Consider the following 19,610-nt stretch of genomic DNA (forward strand, 5'->3'; position numbering starts at 1 on the left):
CACTGCCTGACAGGGCGCACGCCGTTTCCAAGAGCATCGTCCGTTGCCGAGATGGACGCTGCGATGCACGCGCGTCCCTCCCTGAAAATGCAAAACCTTGAATGCGAGTATGCCCGATAATCGGCAGTCGTAAACAGGATGTTTCGACGCTGCGGAATTATCAACTGCGTGAAGAAAATGTGCGCGCCGATGGCATGGTTTTCGCATGCGCGCGGATGGGCATCACATTATCTGCACGACCATGAATCGTTTTGCGCAGGAACGGATTTACGTCACAGATCCGCGCCGCAATATTCAGGCATCCAGCGAATCTGCCGAATTTGCATATAGGTTCCGGTTGCAGGGAACCGCCATTCAGGCAAAGTCGAATACACGGTGATCGGGCACGCAGACAGCGGCCACACCCAGGGGGACAGCATGACCATGCACGTACGAGATACCGTTTCGACCACCGGCCTGGAGCTGGGTGGTCGTGGTTGCGCGGCCGCTGCCCTGCCCGGGAATGATCACCCTGCTTGAGCACAGCGGGATTGCCCGCCGTGCCTCCTCCGCCAGGATGGCGGGGGCCTACGGACGGTCCCGGCGGAGCCGGGCCACCGCCCATGCAGGTGTCCTGCAGCAACTGACAGGTAGAGGGAGACAACCGTCATGAACGCATCGATCCGCAAGTTCCTGAAAGAAGAAGATGGCGTGACCGCGCTCGAATACGGGCTGCTGGCCGCCGTGATCGCCGGCATCCTGATCGTGGTGGGCAGAACCCAGATCACCGCGTTCTTCACCACGTTGTTCACCCGCCTGCAGGCCATTGCCACCGACGCCACCACCACCTAGCCAGCGCGCAGGGTGCAGCACCTGCGGTCGCTTCGATGGCGGCCGCGGTGGCCGATGAAGGGTTCTGCAACTGTCCAGTGACGGACAACGAGGGTGTGCGATGACACTGCTGGGATTGCTGGCCATGGGAGTGTGCCTGCGGATTGCGATCAGCGATCTGTACGCCCGCCGCGTGCCCAACACCTGGCTGCTGGCCGCGTGCACGATCGCCGTGCCCCTGATCATCGCCGGCCAGTTCAATGCAACGCGCACGGCCTGGGCGCCACACCTGCTGGGCGCAGTCGTTGGCCTGCTGGCATTGCTGCCGTTCTATGCGGTGCGCTGGATGGGCGCCGGCGATGTGAAGTTCTTCGCCGTGCTCGGCCTGCTGCTGGGCTGGAAGGCATTGCTGCCGGTCTGGGTGCTGGCCAGCCTGGCCGCAGGCGCCCACGCCGTGCTGGTGCTGGCCGGTCGGCAGTTGGCCAGGCACCTGCCGCTGCGGCTGCAGATGCAGGTAAACCGCGCCAGCACGCACTTGAATGGCCACGCTGCCCTGCGCGAACTGCATGCCGCGCGCGAGGGGCGACAGGGCATTCCCTACGCAGCCTACCTGGCCTTCGCGGCGATTGGCTGGGTGTTGGCAACCACCTATGGAGGCGTCGCATGAAAGCGTTCGCGCGCCAACGCCAACGCGGCGTGGCCAGCATCGAATTCGCGTTGATGCTGCTGCTCGGCCTGGTGCCGCTGCTGCTGCTCACCTTTTCCGGCGTGCTGATCATGGCCGCGCAGCAGACGCTGGCGACGGCCTCGGCCGAGGGCGCGCGTGCTTCGCTGCGCTTTGGCAACGCCGGCGAGCGGCGCACCGCCGCCTGCCTGGCGGCCCGCCGCTCCATGCAATGGCTGTTGCAGTTTTCCGGGCAGAACCCGGACTGCAGCGGCGGCGGCACCGGCGCCATCGTGGTCTCGCCGCAGGCGCCCTGCGCCGGCCTGGCGACGGTGCAATGCATGACCGTGACGGTGAGCTACGACTATGCGTCCCATCCCTTCCTGCCCGGCACCGCCACGCTCTATGGCTGGGTGATGCAGGCCCCCATCCGCAGCGTCGCGGTCGCCCAGCTGGACCTCGGCAGCAACTGACGATCGGTACAGGAGACGATTTTCATGCTCAAGTTGACCCGCATCGCCGCCATCGCACTGATCGCGCTCGCCGTGCTGCTGGCCGTGGTCGCCTTCGTGATCGGGCGCAAGCCTGCGGCCTCGGCGGACAACCCGAGCACGATCGTGAAGGCCGATGCGCAGACCTTCAGTGTCGTTGAAGCCACCGCCCGGCTACCCGCCGGCGAGCCGATCAGCGCCAACGGCGTGCGGCTGACACAACGCACCGCAGAAGTGCCGGGGGCCGTTGCCGACCTGGCAGCGGTGGTCGGCAAGGTGCCGGTGCAGGACATCAGCGAAGGCAGCGCGATTGCTGCCAGCCTGCTGGCACAGGGCTTCTCGCTGCAGCTGCGGCCGGGTGAACGGGCATTGGCGGTGCCGGTCGATGAGCTGGTCGCGGCAGGCAACCGCATCCTGCCCGGTGATTTCGTCGACGTCTTCCTCAACCTGCGCAGCGCCGCTACCAGCTACAACGGCCAGCAGGACATCGCACAGACGCGGTTGCTGCTGTCACGCCTGCGCGTGCTCAGCTACGGACAGCAGGACATCGCGGCAGCCCCGACGAGCAGCCAGGGCCAGGCCCCGGCCACGGCAGGCAACGACTCACGTGCAGCCGATATCACCAGCGGTTCCAGCAGCGCCCCCAGCAACGCAAACGGTAGCGATGCCACGCAGCCGGCGCGCACCGCGGTGCTGGCGGTGCCGGTGGCCGACGCCAACCGCCTGCTGCTCGGCGCACAGCAGGGCAAGCTGTTCCTCGCCCTGCGCAATCCCGCCGATACCGGCCTGCCGGATGTGGCGTTGTTCCCACAGGCGCGCGGCGTGCTGGACCCGGTGCGCGGCCTGGACAACGAGCAGCAGCAGGCCCTGCAGCGACCGGAGAACAACGCCTACGCCGGCCTGGATGGCGATGCGCTGGCTGGCCGCGGCAGCAGCGTGCAGCGCAGCGTCCACGAAACGCCGGCGCGTGCACCGGTGCAGCGTCGCTCGACGCCGCGACCGGCGGGCATCGAAATCATCCGCGGCGACACTGCTGCCCCCCGTGGCTCCCTTTGACCCTTGCCGAGAGCGCACATGACTGAACGTCGCCACCGCCTACGCCCCACTGTCCGCCAGCGCTGGCTGGCCCTGCTGCTGGTGCTGCTGGCACCGGGTGCGAGCGTGGCTGCCGACGATCTGCTGCTGCAGACCCGCGAACAGCGGCCATGGACGCTGCCGGCCGACCTGGAACGGGTTGCCATCGCCGACCCCGGCGTGGCTGACATTGTGATGCTGCGCGGCGCACGCCAGGCGCTGCTGGTAGGCAAGGCCCCCGGCACCACCACCCTGCTGCTCTGGCATCGCAAGCAGAGCGAACCGCAGCGCGTGCAGGTGCGGGTGCAGAGTGCCGTGCAGGGCGCCGCCGATGCCGGCTCCAGCGGACTGGTGTTCACCCAGCAGGACCAGCAGGGGCTGCTGCAGGGAAGCAGCGACAGCGTGCTGGCGCACATGCAGGAGCAGAAGACCGCGGTGATGGCGCTCGGCAAGGACGGCAGCCTGGCCGATGCCTCCACCATCAGCAGCGGCGGCGTGGTGCAGGTCGAGGTGAAGGTGGTCGAGTTCAACAAGACCGCGCTGAAGCAGATCGGCATCAACTTCCAGAACCGCAACGGTGGTTTCGCCTATGGATTCGCGCGGCCGGGCGGGCAGCTGCCAGGCAACACCGGCATCTTGCCTGGCATGAAGGAAGGTGAGTCGAGCAACGAAAGCGAGTCACCGATCTCCTCGGCGTTCAGGCTGGTGTTCGGTTCGACCAAGGGCCTGTGGAACGCCGATGTCGACCTGCTGCAGGCCAACGGCATGGCGCGCGTGCTGGCCGAGCCCACTCTCGTCGCGCTGTCCGGGCAGAGCGCCAGCTTCCTGGCCGGTGGCGAACTGCCGATCCTGGAGCCGCAGGGGCTCGGCACGACCACGGTCACCTACAAGCCCTTCGGCATCGGCCTCACCGTTACTCCCACGGTGCTCTCACCGAACCGCATTGCGTTGAAGGTTGCCCCGGAAGCCAGCGACCTGGACTACACCAATGCGATCGCGCTCAACGGCGTGCAGATCCCTTCGATCACCACCCGCCGCGCCGACACCACCGTCGAGCTAGGCGATGGAGAGAGTTTCGTCATCGGCGGCCTGGTCAGCTCCACCGTGGCCTCGACGGTCAACAAGATTCCGCTGCTCGGCGACCTGCCGATCATCGGTACGTTCTTCCGCAACTTCGACTACAAGCGCCAGGACAAGGAACTGGTGATCATCGTCACCCCGCGGTTGGTACAGCCGATTGCCCGCAATACCGAACTGCCGCTGCCCGGCGATCGCGAAGCCAAGCCGAACATGCCCGAATGGGGCGCGTGGCTGCTTGGCCCGATCAGCCGCGATCCGGTTCCCGGTTTCTCGCGCTGACCTGCATGACGTCTCCGGTACTACGCCCATGCCCTACGCCACTGCCCTGCCGCTGCACCCGCAAGGACCACCGATGAACCTGGTCCTGTACGGGATCGACCGTGAACTGCTGCCACGCCTGGCTGCCAAGCTGCCGCCGACCACGGCACTGCACTGGCAGGACAGCAGCGAGCCGACCTCGGCACAGGACCTGCAGCGTGGCCCGCAGAACCTGGTACTGCTGGACTTCCGCCCGGAGCATGCCTCGGCATCGACAGTGCTGGCCCAGCAGCTGCAGCAGACCCAACCCGAATTGACCCTGGTGGCGGTGGGCGCCACCAGCGCCGGCCAGGTGGAAGGCGTGGTGATGGCGCTGCGCGCCGGCCTGCGCGATGTACTGGACCTGGACAGTGACAACACCGGCATCGAAGCCGCCCTGCGTCGCGCTTTGTCACCGCGCCCCGCCGCAAGCGCGCAGCAGGCGCACAAAGCGCGCCTGATCGTGCTGCTGGGCGTGCGCGCCGGCGTCGGCACCAGCACGTTGGCCGCACATCTTTCGGTGCTCGCACAGCAGACCCGCACCTTGGCCCAGGGCGATGCCGCCGTGCAGGACGGGCTATTGATGGAGCTGGCGCAGCCGGCCGGCGACCTCGCCCTGTACCTCAACCTGGACAGCCGCTTCCACTACGAAGATGCGCTGCGCAATGCCAGCCGCATCGATGCCACCCTGGCCCGCACGGCGATGGCCCGGCACACCAGCGGACTGGTCCTGCTCGACCGTGCCAGTGGCAGCGACGCACTGCCGCCGTCCGATCCTGGTGCGCTGCTGCAACGACTGCGCGGCGTGTTCTCCAGCGTACTGTGCGATGCCGGCGGCTGCCCGCTGCGGCAGCTGCCGCCGCTGCTGCTGGACCAGGCCGATGAAATCTGGCTGGTGGCCGACGCATCGATCGCCACCCTGGTGTCGCTGGACCACGCCCTGAAGCACCTTTCCGGCCAGCGCGACCGCGAGAAGCGACTGCAGCTGGTGATCAACCGCCACGACGACAACAGTGGCATGAGCCCCGAACAGATCGCGCGCCGCTTCGAGCTGCCGCTGCTGGCCACCCTGCCCGAGCGGTCGCGGGTACGCGCCTCCGCCAGCCATGGCCATCTGCTGCTGCAGGATGCGCCGCGCGACCCGTACCTGCGTGCCCTCGCCCCGCTGGTGCAACGCCTGGATCCGGCTGCCTGCCCGGTCCAGGCGCACGGCCTGCGGGAAAGACTTGCCCTTGCCCTGGGTGGATCGCAATGGAAGACAAAGTGACCCCGTTCCCGCACGTTGTCGCCCGCAGCACGGTGCCGGAGCATGCACCGGGCAGCCTGCCGTTCGCACAGACCGAGCAGTACCAGAAGGTGCTGTCGGCCGCGCACGAGCATCTGCTCAACAGCATCGAAGACGAGCGCATCGACATCGATTCCTGGGCCCCCGACACCATCGCCCGCTGGGTGGAAGTGCAGACGGTCAGTTTCATCCAGGAATGGCGCATCCCCATCAACGAAGAAGAAATGCAGGTGGTGGCCGAAGGCCTGGTCAAGGAGCTGACCGGGTTCGGCCCGCTCGATGACCTGCTGCATGACCCCACCATCGAAGACATCCTGATCAATGGCTTCAAGGATGTGCATGTCTCCCAGGGTGGGCAGCTCAAACGCGCACCTCAGCGCTTCACTGATGACACCCATCTGCTGCGCATCCTGCGCCGCATCATCGCCCCGCTCGGCCGCCGCCTGGATGATTCCAATCCGATGGTCGATGCACGCCTGCCCAATGGTGGCCGCCTCAACGCGATCATCTCGCCACTGGCGGTGGACGGGCCGATGGTGTCCATCCGCAAGTTCCGCAAGGATCCGTTCACGCCCGACGAACTGCTGGCCAAGGGCACCTTCGATGCGCCGATGCAGGCGCTGCTGAAGGCGATGGTGCTGGGCCGCTGCAACATCCTGGTGTCAGGTGGCACCAGCTCGGGCAAGACCTCGCTGCTCAATGCGCTGGCCAGCTATGTGCCGGCCAACGAACGCGTCATCACCGTGGAAGACACCGCCGAGCTCTCGCTCAACCACCCGCATGTGGTGCGCCTGGAGAGCCGCATCGGTGGCGCCGAAGGCCAGGGCGCGGTCAGCATCCGCGACCTGGTGCGCAACAGCCTCCGCATGCGCCCGGACCGCATCGTGGTCGGCGAAGTGCGTGGCGCCGAGGTGCTGGAGATGCTGCAGGCGATGAACACCGGCCATGACGGATCGATGGCCACCATCCACGCCAATTCGCCGCGCGACTGCCTGTACCGCATCGAGATGCTGGCCGGCTTCGCCGGTTTCCAGGGCAGCGAAGACAGCCTGCGCCGGCAGATCGCCAGTGCCATCGACTTCATCGTGCAGATCTCGCGCCTGGGCAGCGGCCGCCGGGTGCTGGTATCCATCACTGAAATCACCGGCGTCAGCGACAACCTGATCACCACCCAGGAGATGTTCCGCCACGAAGTGCAGATCGATGGCAGCGGCAAGGAAATCGACCGTTGGATCGGCCTCGGCTTCCAGCCACATTCGCACAAGCTGGAGCCGTTCCGGCAGTTGCTGCGCGAATCCCTGTACGGAGACTTCTGAGCATGGGTACCGGCCTGCTGCTGGGTGTGCTGAGCATCGTGTCGGTGCTGCTGGCGCTGGCGGTGTGGCTGTGGGGGACGGCCAGCAGCCGCGAACAGCGCCAGGCCTCGCTGCAGCATGCCGAGCAGCAGCTGGCGCGCGGCACCAGCGCTGCCGCCGCGCCGGCCGATGCAGCACGGCAGGCGCCGCTGCCTGCGCCGGGTCGCCGCGCCCTGCCCTGGAACGGGCTGCTGCAGCGTGCCGGCCTGGCACCGGGCTGGAAGCTGCCGCTGCTGATGCTGCTGCCGGGCATCGCCCTGTCCGCGTTCGCGGTGTTGCGCCTGGGCACCTTCTGGATGTTCCCGCTGACCCTGCTGCTGTACCTGCTGGGCTGCTGGCTGTGGCTGATGCGCCGTATCGGCAAGCTGCAGGCGCAGCTGCTGCACCAGCTGCCGGACTTCCTCGACAACCTGGTGCGCCTTACCGCGCTCGGCAACAGCCTGCAGGCCGCCTTCCAGGTCGCGTCGATGCAGACCAACGCGCCGCTGCGCGGCCTGCTCGACACCACGGTGCGCTATGCACGTGGCGGCATGGACCTTGACCGTGCGCTCAACCTGGCCGCACAGCCCTACCGCATGGACGTGCTGAAGGTGCTGGCGGTCGTGATGGGCGTGAGCGTGCGCATCGGTGGCCGTGCCGACCAGATCCTGCAGCGCATGGGCGACTTCATGCGTGACCTGGAACAGGCGCAGCAGGAACTGGCCGCAACCACTTCTGAAACCCGCATGTCGGCGTGGGTACTGGGCCTCCTGCCACCGGCCAGCGCAGTGCTGATGGCGATCTCCAGCCCCGAGTTCTTCCAGCCGGTGCTGCACGACCCACTGGGCCACAAGATCCTGCTGATCGCGCTGGCGCTGGAGTTGACCGGCGCCTTCCTGCTGTACCGCCTGGCCAAATCACTATGAACATCCCCGTCCACGCAGGAGGCATCCAATGAGCGCCAGCATCTGGTTCGTGGCTGCCCTGCTGGTGTTGGCCGCCGGCGTGGCCCTGCTGGGGCTTGGCAGCTGGGTGCGCAGCCATCGCGAGGACCGCAGCGAGGCCACGTTGAAAACAGCGCTGCGTCCGCGCGAAAGCGACGACACAGCGGCTGACGCACGCAAGGACTCACTCGGCTGGCTGGAGCAGTTCGGCCGCGGACTGAGCGGCGGACGCCTGGAAGCGGCGCTGCTGGCCGGTGAGGATCGCCTGCTGCTGGACCTGGCCGGCTGGAACACCCGCCGCGGCACCGCCATCTACCTCGGCCTGCGGCTGCTGCTGGCGGTGCTGGTACTGGGTATTGCGCTGACGCTGAGTGACGCCACGGGGTTGTCGAGGATCATGGTGGTGATCGGCGCGCTGGCTGCTGGCCTGCTGCTGCCGAAGTTCGCGCTCAGTGCGTGGGTCAAGCGGCGGCGACGCGCGGTGAACAATGAGCTGCCGCTGTTGATCGACCTGCTGCGCCTGCTGCAGGGCGTGGGCTACAGCATGGATCAGAGCCTGCAGACACTGGGCGACAAGCTGCGCGACGCACTGCCGGTGCTGGGTGGGGAAATCCAGGAAGCGAATGTGTCCTACACCCATGGGCGCACGCGCGCGCAGTCGCTGCGCCGGCTGAGCGATGTGTACGGCGATGACGATCTGTCCAGCCTTGTGCAGTTGATCCTGCAGGTGCACGCCCACGGCGGTGCCGTGCAGGAACCGCTGCGCCAGTTCAGCGTCCGCCTGCGCGAGCAGCGCCGCAACGCGCTGAAGGAAAAGGTCGGCAAGCTCTCGGTGAAGATGACCGTGGTGATGATGCTGACCCTGCTGCCGGCACTGATGCTGGTGCTGGCCGGACCGGCGCTGGTCGCGCTGGCCACTACCTTGTCGAAAATGGGATGACCTTCATGCCTGTCCTGCGCCCTGCCTGCCTGTTGCTTGCCTTGGTTGCCGCCGCTGCCGGCTGCAGTTCCACCACGCCGAAGTACCTGCGTGCGCCGAGCCTGGCCGAGCCGACGCCGGCCCCGCAGGACAGCCGCAACGCCTACCTGGAACTGATCCAGCGGATGCAGCAGCAGGGCGCCTGGTACGCTTCGCTGGCGCACGTGGATGCGTTCCGCCAGCGCTACGGCGATACCCCGGCACTGCGCCTGCTGCAGGCCGACGCACTGCGCCAGACCGGCCAGATCGATGCGGCGCTGGCGCTGTACCGCGAGCTCGGTAATGGCCCGCAGGCCGCGGCCGCTGCACACGGCATGGGCCTGATCGCTGCCCTCCGCGACGACGACCAGGGCGGCGAACAGGCGCTGGCACGTGCCACCCAGCTGAGCCCGCTGAACACCGATTACCTCGGCGACCTGGGCTATGCACGGCTTCGTGCCGGCCGCTTCGAACAGGCACGCGAGCCACTGGCCAAGGCGCTGGAACTGTCGCCAGGCAATGCCAAGGCCACCGCCAATCTTGCCCTGTGGGCGCTATTGCGTGGCGACACTGCCACCGTCGAACGGCTGGCCCAGCAGGCCAGCTTCAGCGAGGAGACCCGCCGCAGCGTGGAACAGCAGGCGCAGCAGATCCGCGCGCGGCTGCAGCAACGCCAGGCCGCTGCCACTGCTGCAGCGGCGGCAGCGGCACGGCCAGTTGCTTCGGTAGCTGCCACCCCCGCCAACGCAGGCCCACGCCTGGCCGCCGAACCGCGCCGCGATGGCCGCGACGAACGCGACCCACCACGACTGCCGCCCTCGATGCTGGAACGCTTCGGCTCCACCGACCATCCCACCGGGAACACGCCATGACCTCGACGCCGCTGATCCGCTGCCTGCTGCCGGTGCTTGCCGGCTTGTCTTTCGCTGCGGTTGTGCAGGCGCAGACGCCGCAGCAACCGTTGACCGGGCAGATGCTGGGTGGTGCCGCGCCCGCGCCGGCAGCCGCTCCCCTGCACAGCGAGCCGTTGGCTACCGTGGACGTATCGCCGCCACCAGCCGCGGCGCCCATCGCAGCCCCCGCAGCCCCTGAAACCAAGCCTGATTTCGGCGGTACGCAGTTGCAGCCCAACACCTCGCAGATCGGTGACACCACTCGCAGCCTGTTCCGCCTGCAAGCGTCCGGCGAGGTGGCCGGTGCCCGCCTGCCGATCCTCGGCGACCAGGCCACATCCAGCTACGCGCGTTACCTGAAGAGCTTCCAGTACGACATTCCGCAATTCTTCGAAACCGACGTCGCCAAGTCCGCAGGATCCTCCCGATCCGGACGCTGAGGCCCGCCATGAACCGAGCACGCCACATCAGCTTCAGTCGCCCGCGCGGCGGTATGTCGGTCACCATGATGCTGGTGATGATCGCGCTGCTGGCCATGCTCGGCCTGATCGAGATCGGCTTCCTGTTCTGGGCCAAGCGCGATGCGCAGAAGGTGGTCGATCTGGCTGCGCTGGCAGGCGCACAACGGCTGGACCTGTGCCGGCCCGACAACGCCGACAACAGCGCGGCCCGGCAGAATGCGCTCGCACAGAACACCTTCCCTGGGCAGGTGCAGATCCAGTGTGGCAACTGGAATGCCACCCGCGGAACGGCTGACCACTTCAGCCCAAGCGTGGACGCAGGCAATCCACGCAACGCGGTGCGGGTCATTGCCGAACGCGGCGTTCTGCCGTTCTTCGGCCAGAACAGCGGGCTGCCCACGTTGCGCGTGCAGGCGGTGGCCAAGCGTTCGGAACCCACCGCCGTGTTTGCAGTGGGTTCGCAGCTGCTGCGCACCAATGGCAACTCCCCCTTGATGGCGACCCTTCGGCTGGTCGGCCTGGACGTCACCAACGCAACAATTCTGTCCTACGACGGCCTGGCACAGGCCACCGTCACCCCGTCGGGGCTGCTGGCGGCACTGGGCATCCCGGTCACCGCCGACCTCAGCGTGGCCGACTTCAACCGGCTGCTGTCGGTCAACCGCATATCACTGGCACAGCTGGTCAATGCCACTGCCACGGTAGTGGGCCGCGAGACCGCCGTCGGCGTACAGCTGCAGGCGCTGTCCAACCTGGTCGGCACCCGGCTGGACATCAACCAGCTGAACATTCTGCTGGGCAGCCAGAACGGCGGCGGCGGCCTGTTCGCGCAGGTGATCTCACCGGACGGCACCATCGGCAGCGCGCTGGAATCGAGGGTCAACGTGCTGGATCTTGTCACCGCCGCGATCTCGATCGCCAACGATGGCAATGGTGTGCAGGTGCAGGGCCTGAACCTGCTGGGCATCGACGTCAAGGCCGGCGTGGTGGAGCCGCCGTCGATCGCCATCGGTGGCGTCGGCGCACGCGCCTACAACGCGCAGGTGCGGCTGATGGTGGACGTCGACAGCGACCGCCTGTTCGCGATTGGTCCGCTGCTGAACCTGCTCGGCACCCGCCTGCATCTGCCACTGCACGTGGATGTGGCCAATGCGATGGGGACACTGACCAGCATCCAGTGCGGTGCGGCGCCGCCGACGGCCACCGTCCAGGTCGATTCCTCGGTACTGCGCGCCTGCGTCGGCAAGGTCAACGCGGCCGATCGCTTCTCCAAGAGCAACGTCTGTGACGCGACCCTGCAGAACGAGCAGCTGTTGAAGCTTCTGGGGCAGCCCCTGATCAACGACAAGGTCACCCTGCCGGCGCTGACCAGCACGCAGAGCCTGACCCTGGCCGCAGGCCAGACCGGCTCGACCCGGATCAACCCGTTGGCCGTCGGCACCGCCGTGTCAGACCTGGTCAACGAACTGCTGCGGGTGCTGTCAGGCATGCTCAGTTCACCCAAGCAGGGCATGAGCGCCAATGACACGGCCAAGGCATTGGCCGACCGTTACCTGCAGGCGGCCTTCCCCAGCGGCGGGCGTTACAACGTGGACCAGGTGATTCCATTGCTGCGCGATGGCGATCCGTCACGCAACCTCGCACCGCTGGGCAACTGGACCGTTACCAAGGGGGTACCGAAACCCTGCCCACTCGGGTTGACCACCTGCTGGGAAGATGGATCGGTCTGGGCCGGTTACCGCGCCACCGTGACCGGCCAGGGACTGGGCCTGCTCGACGGCCTGCTGGGCTCGCTGGTCGGCGGCCTGCTGATCAACCGCTGCGACAGCCTGCTGGGCAACCTGATCGACTACAACGGCTGCGTGCGCACCAACCTGGCGTCCTACATCCAGACCGCCCCGGCCGGATTCCTGGATGGGCAGAACGGCGGCGGCGTGACCACCCCCGGCAACAACGTCACCTGCAGTGGCCTGCTGTGTGCGCTGCTGAACCCGGTGCTGGCGGCGCTCAAGCCCGTACTCAACAGCGTCGGCACCCTGCTGACCAACACCCTGGCCAGCCTGCTCGGGCTGGAACTGGGCCGCACCGATGTCAGCATGCAGTCGATCCAGTGCAGCTCGGCGCAGCTGGTCTTCTGACCCGCGCGGGCACCGGTTGGCGGCGTCCGCGCCCATGCTAGACTCGCGGCGGGGAACCACATTCAACTCAACCCACACTACATCCGTGGATGGTCTAGACATGCGAGAAACTTCAGGGGGCACCGTCTTCGCCCGGTATCGGCGCGGCGCAGCACTGCTGGCCGTGGCCATGATGGTGGTGGCGCCGTCGGCGCTGGCCGCACGTGGCGATCGCACTGCCACGGTGGAGCCGGCCAAGGCCGCACCGGTGGTACGCAACACCGTCGACGAACTCAAGCAGTTGATGGATGCGCAGCAGCTCACCGAGCTGCGTACCACCTACAACGGCAACTACGGCGCCAGCCTGCTGTTCAACGCCAATACCCTGACCTACTACGTGGCCCTGTTCCAGGAGAAGAATTTCTGGCGGGTGATCAAGACCGATGCCGTCGACAACGCCGAGCGTGTCTACCGCACCTTCGCGCAGCAGTCCGAACAGCTGGCGCAGGTCTACATCGACACCACCCGGCTGGAAGCCGGCAAGCGCTACACCGAGCGCCTGGTGGCCTACAACGAAGAGCGCCTGCGCACCCTGCAGCAGGAAATGGAACAGCAGCAGGCGCAGTCGGCGCAGGTCAGCGCAGCGCTGCAGCAGGCCCAGCAGCAGGCGGTCAGCCTGAGCACCGACGTGCAGAGCACCAACAGCCAGCTCGATGCGCTGCAGCGACGGATCCAGATCCTGCAGGCCGAACAGGGCAACCCGGAGCTGAGCCTGCCCAAGCCGGATGCGGCGACGGCACCGGCCGCCGCCAGCGACGGCCGCTGAGGTCTTCCGGGCCTGTAGACCAGAACGGCACCTTCGGGTGCCGTTTTCGTTGTGCTCAACGACAGGCGTCGCGTACCGCGTCATCCAGCTGCCTGCGCTGCAGGTAGTCGAGCCTGCGCGGCCTGGCCAGTGTTGCCACCTGCCGCTGGCGCGCCCGCTCGCAGCCACGCGGGTCAGCCGTGATCGATATCAGCGCGCCCTGTGCGCGCCCGCGCCGTGGCGTCCGCCTGCTACCGCTGCGGGCAGGCTGCACGACTGCAGGTGTGGGCCCGCGTGCCTTCGACTCGGCACCGGGCACTTCCCAGCGCCACTCCGCGCGCCCCTGGCAGGGCGTCTGCTGGTAGACCGGATGCTCACCTCCGGTGCACTTGTACACGTTGGTCTGTGCCATCGCGACAGCAGCCAACAACAGTGCAGGCAGCACTGCCCATCCCGGCATCTTCATGACTGGCCCTCACGCGTCCGATGGCCATGGTTGCCATCAGCACCGGCCTGCCGCCAGAGCGAGTCGCGTCAGCGCGACGACCACGCCAATCCGGCACAGCCGTGCAATGCACATCGCCCATCGTGCGCTGTACTGCCGCAGGCGCCGGCCAACCCGCAGGCGTCTTCCCTCCCTTTCGCCAAGGAACCTGCAATGAGCAATTTCGTGACCGTCAATGATGGCGCCCGCATCTTCTACAAGGACTGGGGCACCGGCCAGCCTGTCGTATTCGCCCATGGCTGGCCACTGTCGTCCGATGCCTGGGACCCGCAGATGCTGTTCATGGGCCAGAACGGCTACCGCGTGATCGCCCATGATCGCCGCAGCCACGGCCGCTCCAGCCAGACCTGGGACGGCAACAACATGGACACCTACGCCGATGACCTGGCTGCCGTTCTGGATGCGCTGGACGTGAAGGACGCGATCCTGGTCGGCCATTCCACCGGCGGTGGCGAAGTGGCGCACTACATCGGCCGCCATGGCAGCAAGCGCGTGGCCAAGGTGGTGCTGGTCGGCGCGGTGCCGCCGCTGATGCTGAAGACCGAAGGCAATCCGGCCGGCACCCCGCTGGAAGTGTTCGACGGCATCCGCAAGGGCACCGGTGGCGATCGTTCGCAGTTCTTCAAGGATCTGGCCACGCCGTTCTTCGGCGCCAATCGTGATGGCAACAGCGTCACCGAAGGCATGCGTGATTCGTTCTGGCTGCAGGGCATGCTGGGCGGCGTGAAAGGCCAGTACGACTGCATCCACGAATTCTCGGAGGTGGACTACACCGACGACCTGAAGAAGATCGACGTGCCGGCTCTGGTGGTGCATGGCGATGACGACCAGATCGTGCCCTTCGATGCTTCGGCCAAGCTGTCCTCGCAGATCATCCGCAACGCAGAACTGAAGGTGTACGCCGGTGCACCGCACGGCCTCACCCTGACCCATGCCGATCAGTTCAACGCCGACCTGCTGGCATTCGCACGCAGATGACGTATCGCGGCGGCGCCCGTGCGCCGCCGCTCCTGCCCTGGAGCCGGCCAGCGGCCAGCTCCATCACGGGACCATCAGATATCGCTGTGGTGATGCGGCGCCGCCGCCGGCAATGGATCATGGCCGCCAACGAAGTGACGCACCACCGGCGCGCGCTCGCCGCGATGCAGCGCGCGCAGCGCCTCCTGGATCGCCTTGTCGTCGGCGGTGATGCGTTCATGCTGGCGCAGGTGCTCCAACCACGACGCTGCGACGAAATACTCCAGATGGATGCCCGGGGTTGCCACATCTTCGACCACGCCCCAGACCACGGCACCATCGCGCCGACGGATCGTTCCCAGCGTGCGCATCTGCGCCTGGAACGCGGCGCGGTCGGCGGCATCGATGCGATATTCGATGGTCACCAGCACCGGTCCGCGATCATTCGACACCGGCACCGACAGTTCCGGAGCTGGCCAGTGCCCGGCCGGGCTCAGGTTCAGATCTTCGGCGCCTGCAATGCGTACCCGCCACACCAGCAGGCCGCCGATGACCGCACCTGCAGCAGCCACCAGCAGTGCCAGCTCGGGCGATGTGCGCTGCGCCAGTGCGCCCCAACTCAGGCCACCGGCCGCCATGCCGGCCGAGAACACCATGATGTACAGGGCAAGCGCACGCGCCCTCACCCAGGCCGGCACCGCCGTCTGCGCTGCGATCTGCAACGAGGACAGTACGGTGATCCAGGCAAAGCCATTGACCAGCATCACCAGCGGCAACACGTACCAGCTGCGGGTCAGCGCCAGGCCGGCCAGGCTTGCTGCCAGCGACAAGGTGGCCAGCAGCACCAGCAGGTCGCGGTCAAGCCTGGCCCGCAGCTTCGGCAGCAGCAGCGCACCGCCCACCGCACCGATACCGATGCAACCCAGCAGCACGCCGTACTGCCCCGCTCCGCCCTGCATCTGCCCGCGCACCACCACCGGCAGCATCGCGTTCATCGCCGCGGCGAAGAAGAAGAAGCCGGCCGATTTGATCAGTACCGCCTGCAGGCGACCGGCACGGCTGGCATAGCGCAGGCCCGCCTTCAGGCCAGCGCCGAGCCCTTCGGGCGGCAGGCTGGACGCCTTCGGATCACGCTTCCAGCCCCACACCACGAACAGCATGGCGGCAAAGGTGATGGCGTTGAACCCGAAGGCCCACACCGCACCCAGCTGGGCCACGATCACCCCGCCGATGGCCGGCCCGATGGAACGGGCAATGTTGATGCCGATGGAGTTGAGTGCCACGGCCGAGGCCAGCATCGGCTGCGGAACCAGCTCGGAGACGATCGCGGCCTGTGCCGGCATCGCCATTGCCGCACCGCAGCCCATGCAGAAGGTCAGCAGCACCAGCAGCTGCGGCGTCAGCAGGTCCAATGCCGTGAGCACCGCGGTCGCTGCCGCCACCAGCAGCATCCAGCCCTGGGTGAACAGCAGGTACTTGCGGCGGTCGACGATGTCGGCCAGGGTCCCGGCCGCCAGCGCCAACAGCACGATCGGCACGGTGGTGGCCGACTGCACCAGCGCGACCATCAGCGCCGAACCGGTGCGTTCGGCCATCACCCAGGCCGCAGCCACGTCGTTGACCCAGGTACCGATGTTGCTGGCCAGGATCGCCAGCCAGATCGAGCGGAACATGCGGATCTTCAACGGCGACCATGCGCCATCGACCTGCGGGGAGTGTTGTGACGCCGATGCGTTCACCATTGCCAAGCTCCAACGATTGAGGCGAACAGCGTGTCCCGGCCGCCGGCCTGCGTCAGTGCAGGACCCGCGTCGACCCAGGCCAGCTGCAGCTGCCATTGCCAGTGGTCATTGACCTGCCAGCGGGTTTCGGATTTGTACTGGGTACCGATGCGGCGTGCGCCTCCGGCACTGCCGGGCAACGCTGCCAACGGTGCCGGCGTGGTATAGACCGCATCGGCGCGCCGATGCTTCCAGGCCAGCTGTACACCCAGCTCGGTGGTCACCGCCTCATGCAGGCGCAGTGCCAGTGTCGGTTGCAGATCCATCAGGTTGGCCGGTGCCAACAGGCTGGCTTCGCTGAAATAGGCGGACTTGGGAAACAACGCATTGAACGTACCCAGCCGACCATCACCCGGGTCTGCGTCGCCGCTGGCAATGTCGGCCTTCAGGCCAAGCCGCGGTTGCAGCGGCAGCGCGCTCCAGCGCCAACCGGTATCGGTGGCGAGGGTCCAGGCGCGGATGTCCAGATCGCCGGTCACCGCCCGCAGTTCACCGCCCTGCGCCACCAGTTCGGTATTCCATTCCAGCGCACCCGACTGGCCGAACCAGCGCGCGCCCAGGGTCTGCCGCCGCTCGGTGCCGCTGCCCGCGGCGAAGCGCGCGCCCTCGCGACGATAGTCGAGCAGGTAAAGGTCCCACTGGCTGATGCCAGCGCCCTTGGCCGTGGTCGCATACGCGCCGAGCAGGTGTGCACCGCGCTCACCGCGGTCATCGAAAGCACCCGGGCGGTTCTCGACCGGGCGCAGCGCCATCAGGTCCAGTACGCCCAGCCTGCCCTGCCACCCCACCCGCGCACCATCGAAGGCCAGGCGGATGTTCGGCCCGTCGCGCACCGACAACAGGCGCGAGCTGCCATAGCCCGCTTCCTGCCGGCCCAGCTGCACGTGCATGCCAGCGCCGGACCAGCGCCAGTACGCCTGCTGCACGTCCAGCGCGCCGCGATCGGTACGACCTGGGCCACCGGCCTTGCCGCGCTCGGCATGCGTACCCAGCTGCAGCTTCGCTTGCCAATCACCCTGCGCGAAGGAGGCAGAAGCCAGCGCACGCAGCAGGCCGTAGCCATCGTCGCCAGCACCGACGCCAAACCGGGTCGGGGCGTAGTACATGCCACGCAGGCGCAGCGATGCATCCCACTGCAACTTGCCGTCGCCAACCGTGGTACAGGCACCACCGCCGCAGGCCAGCGCCAACGACGGCAACACCAGCGATGCCAGGGTCAGAACGCGAAGCACGAACACCCCATCGCGCCCCAGAACGCGGTCAGGTCGTCGGTTGGCGCCGGATGACGGACCGCGTGGCCATGCGCACCATGGGTGCCGCAGGCCACACCATGGTGATGACGGTGCGCCGCAGCCAACCCGGTCGCCCCGCCACCGACGTGGTAGCCACCGAAGCGGTTCACCGGCGACCAGTCCGGCATCGCCGGAGGCAGCTGCGGCGCCAACCCGGCGTAGTCGCCGTCGCCATGCACGATGCGGCCACCCACCACGGTCAGCAGGCTGGTGATGTCGGCGATCTGCTGCTCATCGACGCGGAAGAAGTCGGCCGACAGCAGGATGAAGTCGGCCAGCTGGCCCACCTTCAGCGTGCCCTTCACCGCTTCGTCGCCGGAGAACCAGGCGCTGCCCTGTGTCCACAGGCGCAGGGCCTGCTCGCGCTCCAGCAGGTTCTCATCACCGTACAGGGCCAGGCCGCCGACGGTGCGTCCCGTCACCAGCCACGACAGCGCCACCCACGGGTTGTAGCTGGCCACGCGGGTAGCATCGGTGCCGGCGCCGACCGGCACGCCCTCGGCCAGCATCCGCTTCACCGGTGGCGTGTGCCGCGCCGCCTGCACGCCATAGCGCTGCACGAATGCCTCGCCCTGGTAAGCCATGCGGTGCTGCACGGCGATGCCGCCGTTGAGTGCACGGATACGCTCGATGTTGCGCGGGGTGATGGTCTCGGCATGGTCGATGAACCAGTGCAGGCCATCGAACGGCACCTCACGGTTGACCTGCTCGTAGACGTCGAGGATGCGGCTGATGCTTTCGTCATAGGTCGCATGGATGCGGAACGGCCAGCGCTTCTCCACCAGCAGCTTCACCACATCGTGCAGCTCCGGCTCAAGTTCCGGTGGCAGTTCCGGGCGCGGCTCGTTGAACAGTTCAAAGTCGGCTGCGGAGAACACCAGCATCTCGCCGGCACCATTGTGGCGCAGCAGGTCATCGCCCTGGCGCGGTTGCAGCATCTCGCTCCAGCCGCGGAAATCGCTGACCTCGCTGCCCTTGTTCTGGGTGAACAGGTTGTAGGCGATGCGCACGGTCAGCTGATCATCGCGATGCAGCTGCTCGATGACCTGGTAGTCCTCGGGGTAGTTCTGGAAACCGCCTCCGGCGTCGATCACCGAGGTGATGCCCAGGCGGTTCAGCTCGCGCATGAAATGGCGGGTTGAATTGGCCTGGTATTCGACCGGCAGCTTCGGCCCCTTGGCCAGGGTCGCATACAGGATCAGTGCATTCGGCTTGGCCAGCAGCAGGCCGGTCGGGTTGCCCAGCGAATCGCGCACGATCTGTCCGCCGGGCGGGTCCGGCGTTTCCTTGGTATAGCCACAGGCACGCAGCGCGGCGCGATTGAGCAGCGCGCGGTCGTACAGGTGCAGCAGGAACACCGGCGTATCCGGAGCGATGTCGTTCAGCTCCTGCAGGCTCGGCAGGCGCTTTTCGGTGAACTGGGTCGCGGTGAATCCACCGACCACGCGCACCCACTGCGGCGCAGGCGTGCGGTCAACCTGCGCCTTCAGCATGGCCATCGCATCGGCCAGTGAACGCAGGCCATCCCAGCGCAGTTCCAGGTTGTAGTTCAGGCCACCGCGGATCAGGTGGGTGTGGCTGTCATTGAGTCCGGGCACGATGCGCCGCCCCTGCGCATCGACGATCGTGGCTTCGCTGCCCCAACCGCGCATGATGTCCTCGTCGCTTCCCACGGCAACGATGCGGCCGTTCTGCACGGCCAGTGCCTGCGCATGCGGCTGCTGCGGATCAAGCGTGGTGATGCGTGCGTTGCGGATGACCAGTGTGCTCATGCGACGCTCCTTGGAAGGGGATTGGATGGCCGCGGCGGTACCGCCAGCCAGGCCCAGCGCCAGCGCGGCACTGGTGGCCAGCACCACATT

General features: G+C 67.3%; 18 protein-coding genes. 14 read left to right on the forward strand and 4 right to left on the reverse strand.

What is annotated here, in order from left to right:
• Positions 1 to 648: 648 nt before the first annotated feature.
• From LC407_RS08460 to LC407_RS08520, 13 genes are all read left to right on the forward strand, one after another.
• Positions 649 to 831, forward strand: coding sequence for a Flp family type IVb pilin (locus tag LC407_RS08460; protein ID WP_025878547.1), 183 nt, complete (start codon positions 649 to 651; stop codon positions 829 to 831).
• A gap of 100 nt (positions 832 to 931) precedes the next feature.
• A complete protein-coding gene (locus tag LC407_RS08465) occupies positions 932 to 1,477 on the forward strand; it encodes an A24 family peptidase (protein ID WP_223482626.1) in 546 nt (181 codons plus the stop codon).
• On the forward strand, positions 1,474 to 1,947 hold the full coding sequence (locus tag LC407_RS08470) for a TadE/TadG family type IV pilus assembly protein (protein WP_025878545.1): 474 nt from the start codon (positions 1,474 to 1,476) through the stop codon (positions 1,945 to 1,947). The genes LC407_RS08465 and LC407_RS08470 overlap by 4 nt, the downstream gene beginning before the upstream one ends.
• Positions 1,948 to 1,971: 24 nt before the next feature.
• Positions 1,972 to 3,021: a Flp pilus assembly protein CpaB gene (gene cpaB / locus LC407_RS08475; protein WP_025878544.1), complete on the forward strand. Its 1,050-nt coding sequence runs from the start codon at positions 1,972 to 1,974 to the stop codon at positions 3,019 to 3,021.
• An 18-nt stretch (positions 3,022 to 3,039) separates the two neighbouring features.
• Complete coding sequence (locus tag LC407_RS08480; RefSeq protein ID WP_025878543.1) at positions 3,040 to 4,398, forward strand: type II and III secretion system protein family protein; 1,359 nt, start codon at positions 3,040 to 3,042, stop codon at positions 4,396 to 4,398.
• 28 nt (positions 4,399 to 4,426) lie between these two features.
• Entirely contained in the window at positions 4,427 to 5,683 is a 1,257-nt protein-coding gene (locus tag LC407_RS08485) for a fimbrial protein (protein ID WP_059064412.1), read from the forward strand.
• Positions 5,668 to 7,017: a CpaF family protein gene (locus LC407_RS08490; protein WP_025878541.1), complete on the forward strand. Its 1,350-nt coding sequence runs from the start codon at positions 5,668 to 5,670 to the stop codon at positions 7,015 to 7,017. The genes LC407_RS08485 and LC407_RS08490 overlap by 16 nt, the downstream gene beginning before the upstream one ends.
• Positions 7,018 to 7,019: 2 nt before the next feature.
• On the forward strand, positions 7,020 to 7,961 hold the full coding sequence (locus LC407_RS08495; protein ID WP_223482628.1) for a type II secretion system F family protein: 942 nt from the start codon (positions 7,020 to 7,022) through the stop codon (positions 7,959 to 7,961).
• A gap of 28 nt (positions 7,962 to 7,989) precedes the next feature.
• A complete protein-coding gene (locus tag LC407_RS08500) occupies positions 7,990 to 8,919 on the forward strand; it encodes a type II secretion system F family protein (RefSeq protein WP_033831344.1) in 930 nt (309 codons plus the stop codon).
• A 5-nt stretch (positions 8,920 to 8,924) separates the two neighbouring features.
• Positions 8,925 to 9,809 (forward strand): tetratricopeptide repeat protein, encoded by an 885-nt coding sequence (locus tag LC407_RS08505; RefSeq protein ID WP_105165017.1) that lies wholly within the window; start codon positions 8,925 to 8,927, stop codon positions 9,807 to 9,809.
• Positions 9,806 to 10,270 (forward strand): DUF3613 domain-containing protein, encoded by a 465-nt coding sequence (locus tag LC407_RS08510; RefSeq protein ID WP_025878537.1) that lies wholly within the window; start codon positions 9,806 to 9,808, stop codon positions 10,268 to 10,270. The genes LC407_RS08505 and LC407_RS08510 overlap by 4 nt, the downstream gene beginning before the upstream one ends.
• Before the next feature lie 8 nt (positions 10,271 to 10,278).
• Positions 10,279 to 12,429 (forward strand): TadG family pilus assembly protein, encoded by a 2,151-nt coding sequence (locus tag LC407_RS08515; RefSeq protein ID WP_223482629.1) that lies wholly within the window; start codon positions 10,279 to 10,281, stop codon positions 12,427 to 12,429.
• A 100-nt stretch (positions 12,430 to 12,529) separates the two neighbouring features.
• Positions 12,530 to 13,234 carry a DUF2968 domain-containing protein gene (locus tag LC407_RS08520; protein WP_025878535.1) on the forward strand — a complete coding sequence of 235 codons (705 nt, stop codon included), beginning with the start codon at positions 12,530 to 12,532 and terminating at the stop codon, positions 13,232 to 13,234.
• Between the two features lie 55 nt (positions 13,235 to 13,289).
• Here the strand turns inward: LC407_RS08520 and LC407_RS08525 are convergent, their stop codons facing one another.
• The gene (locus LC407_RS08525; RefSeq protein WP_223482693.1) at positions 13,290 to 13,673 is read right to left on the reverse strand and encodes a hypothetical protein; all 384 of its coding nucleotides are present in this window, start codon (positions 13,671 to 13,673) and stop codon (positions 13,290 to 13,292) included.
• Between the two features lie 198 nt (positions 13,674 to 13,871).
• Here LC407_RS08525 and LC407_RS08530 point away from each other — a divergent pair, with 198 nt between their 5' ends.
• On the forward strand, positions 13,872 to 14,696 hold the full coding sequence (locus LC407_RS08530) for an alpha/beta hydrolase (RefSeq protein WP_025878533.1): 825 nt from the start codon (positions 13,872 to 13,874) through the stop codon (positions 14,694 to 14,696).
• A 74-nt stretch (positions 14,697 to 14,770) separates the two neighbouring features.
• On the opposite strand, the gene LC407_RS08535 is transcribed toward LC407_RS08530, so the two are convergent.
• The 3 genes from LC407_RS08535 to LC407_RS08545 are packed head-to-tail and all read right to left on the reverse strand — an operon-like array spanning position 14,771 to position 19,520.
• Positions 14,771 to 16,417 (reverse strand): MFS transporter, encoded by a 1,647-nt coding sequence (locus tag LC407_RS08535; protein WP_223482630.1) that lies wholly within the window; start codon positions 16,415 to 16,417, stop codon positions 14,771 to 14,773.
• Positions 16,411 to 17,694: an alginate export family protein gene (locus tag LC407_RS08540; protein WP_317850708.1), complete on the reverse strand. Its 1,284-nt coding sequence runs from the start codon at positions 17,692 to 17,694 to the stop codon at positions 16,411 to 16,413. The genes LC407_RS08535 and LC407_RS08540 overlap by 7 nt, the downstream gene beginning before the upstream one ends.
• A complete protein-coding gene (locus tag LC407_RS08545; RefSeq protein WP_223482694.1) occupies positions 17,673 to 19,520 on the reverse strand; it encodes an amidohydrolase in 1,848 nt (615 codons plus the stop codon). Before LC407_RS08545 ends, LC407_RS08540 begins: the two co-directional genes overlap by 22 nt.
• Between the last annotated feature and the right edge of the window lie 90 nt (positions 19,521 to 19,610).

The organism is Stenotrophomonas sp. OVS01A (assembly GCF_019969775.1).
GTDB lineage: Bacteria > Pseudomonadota > Gammaproteobacteria > Xanthomonadales > Xanthomonadaceae > Stenotrophomonas > Stenotrophomonas indicatrix.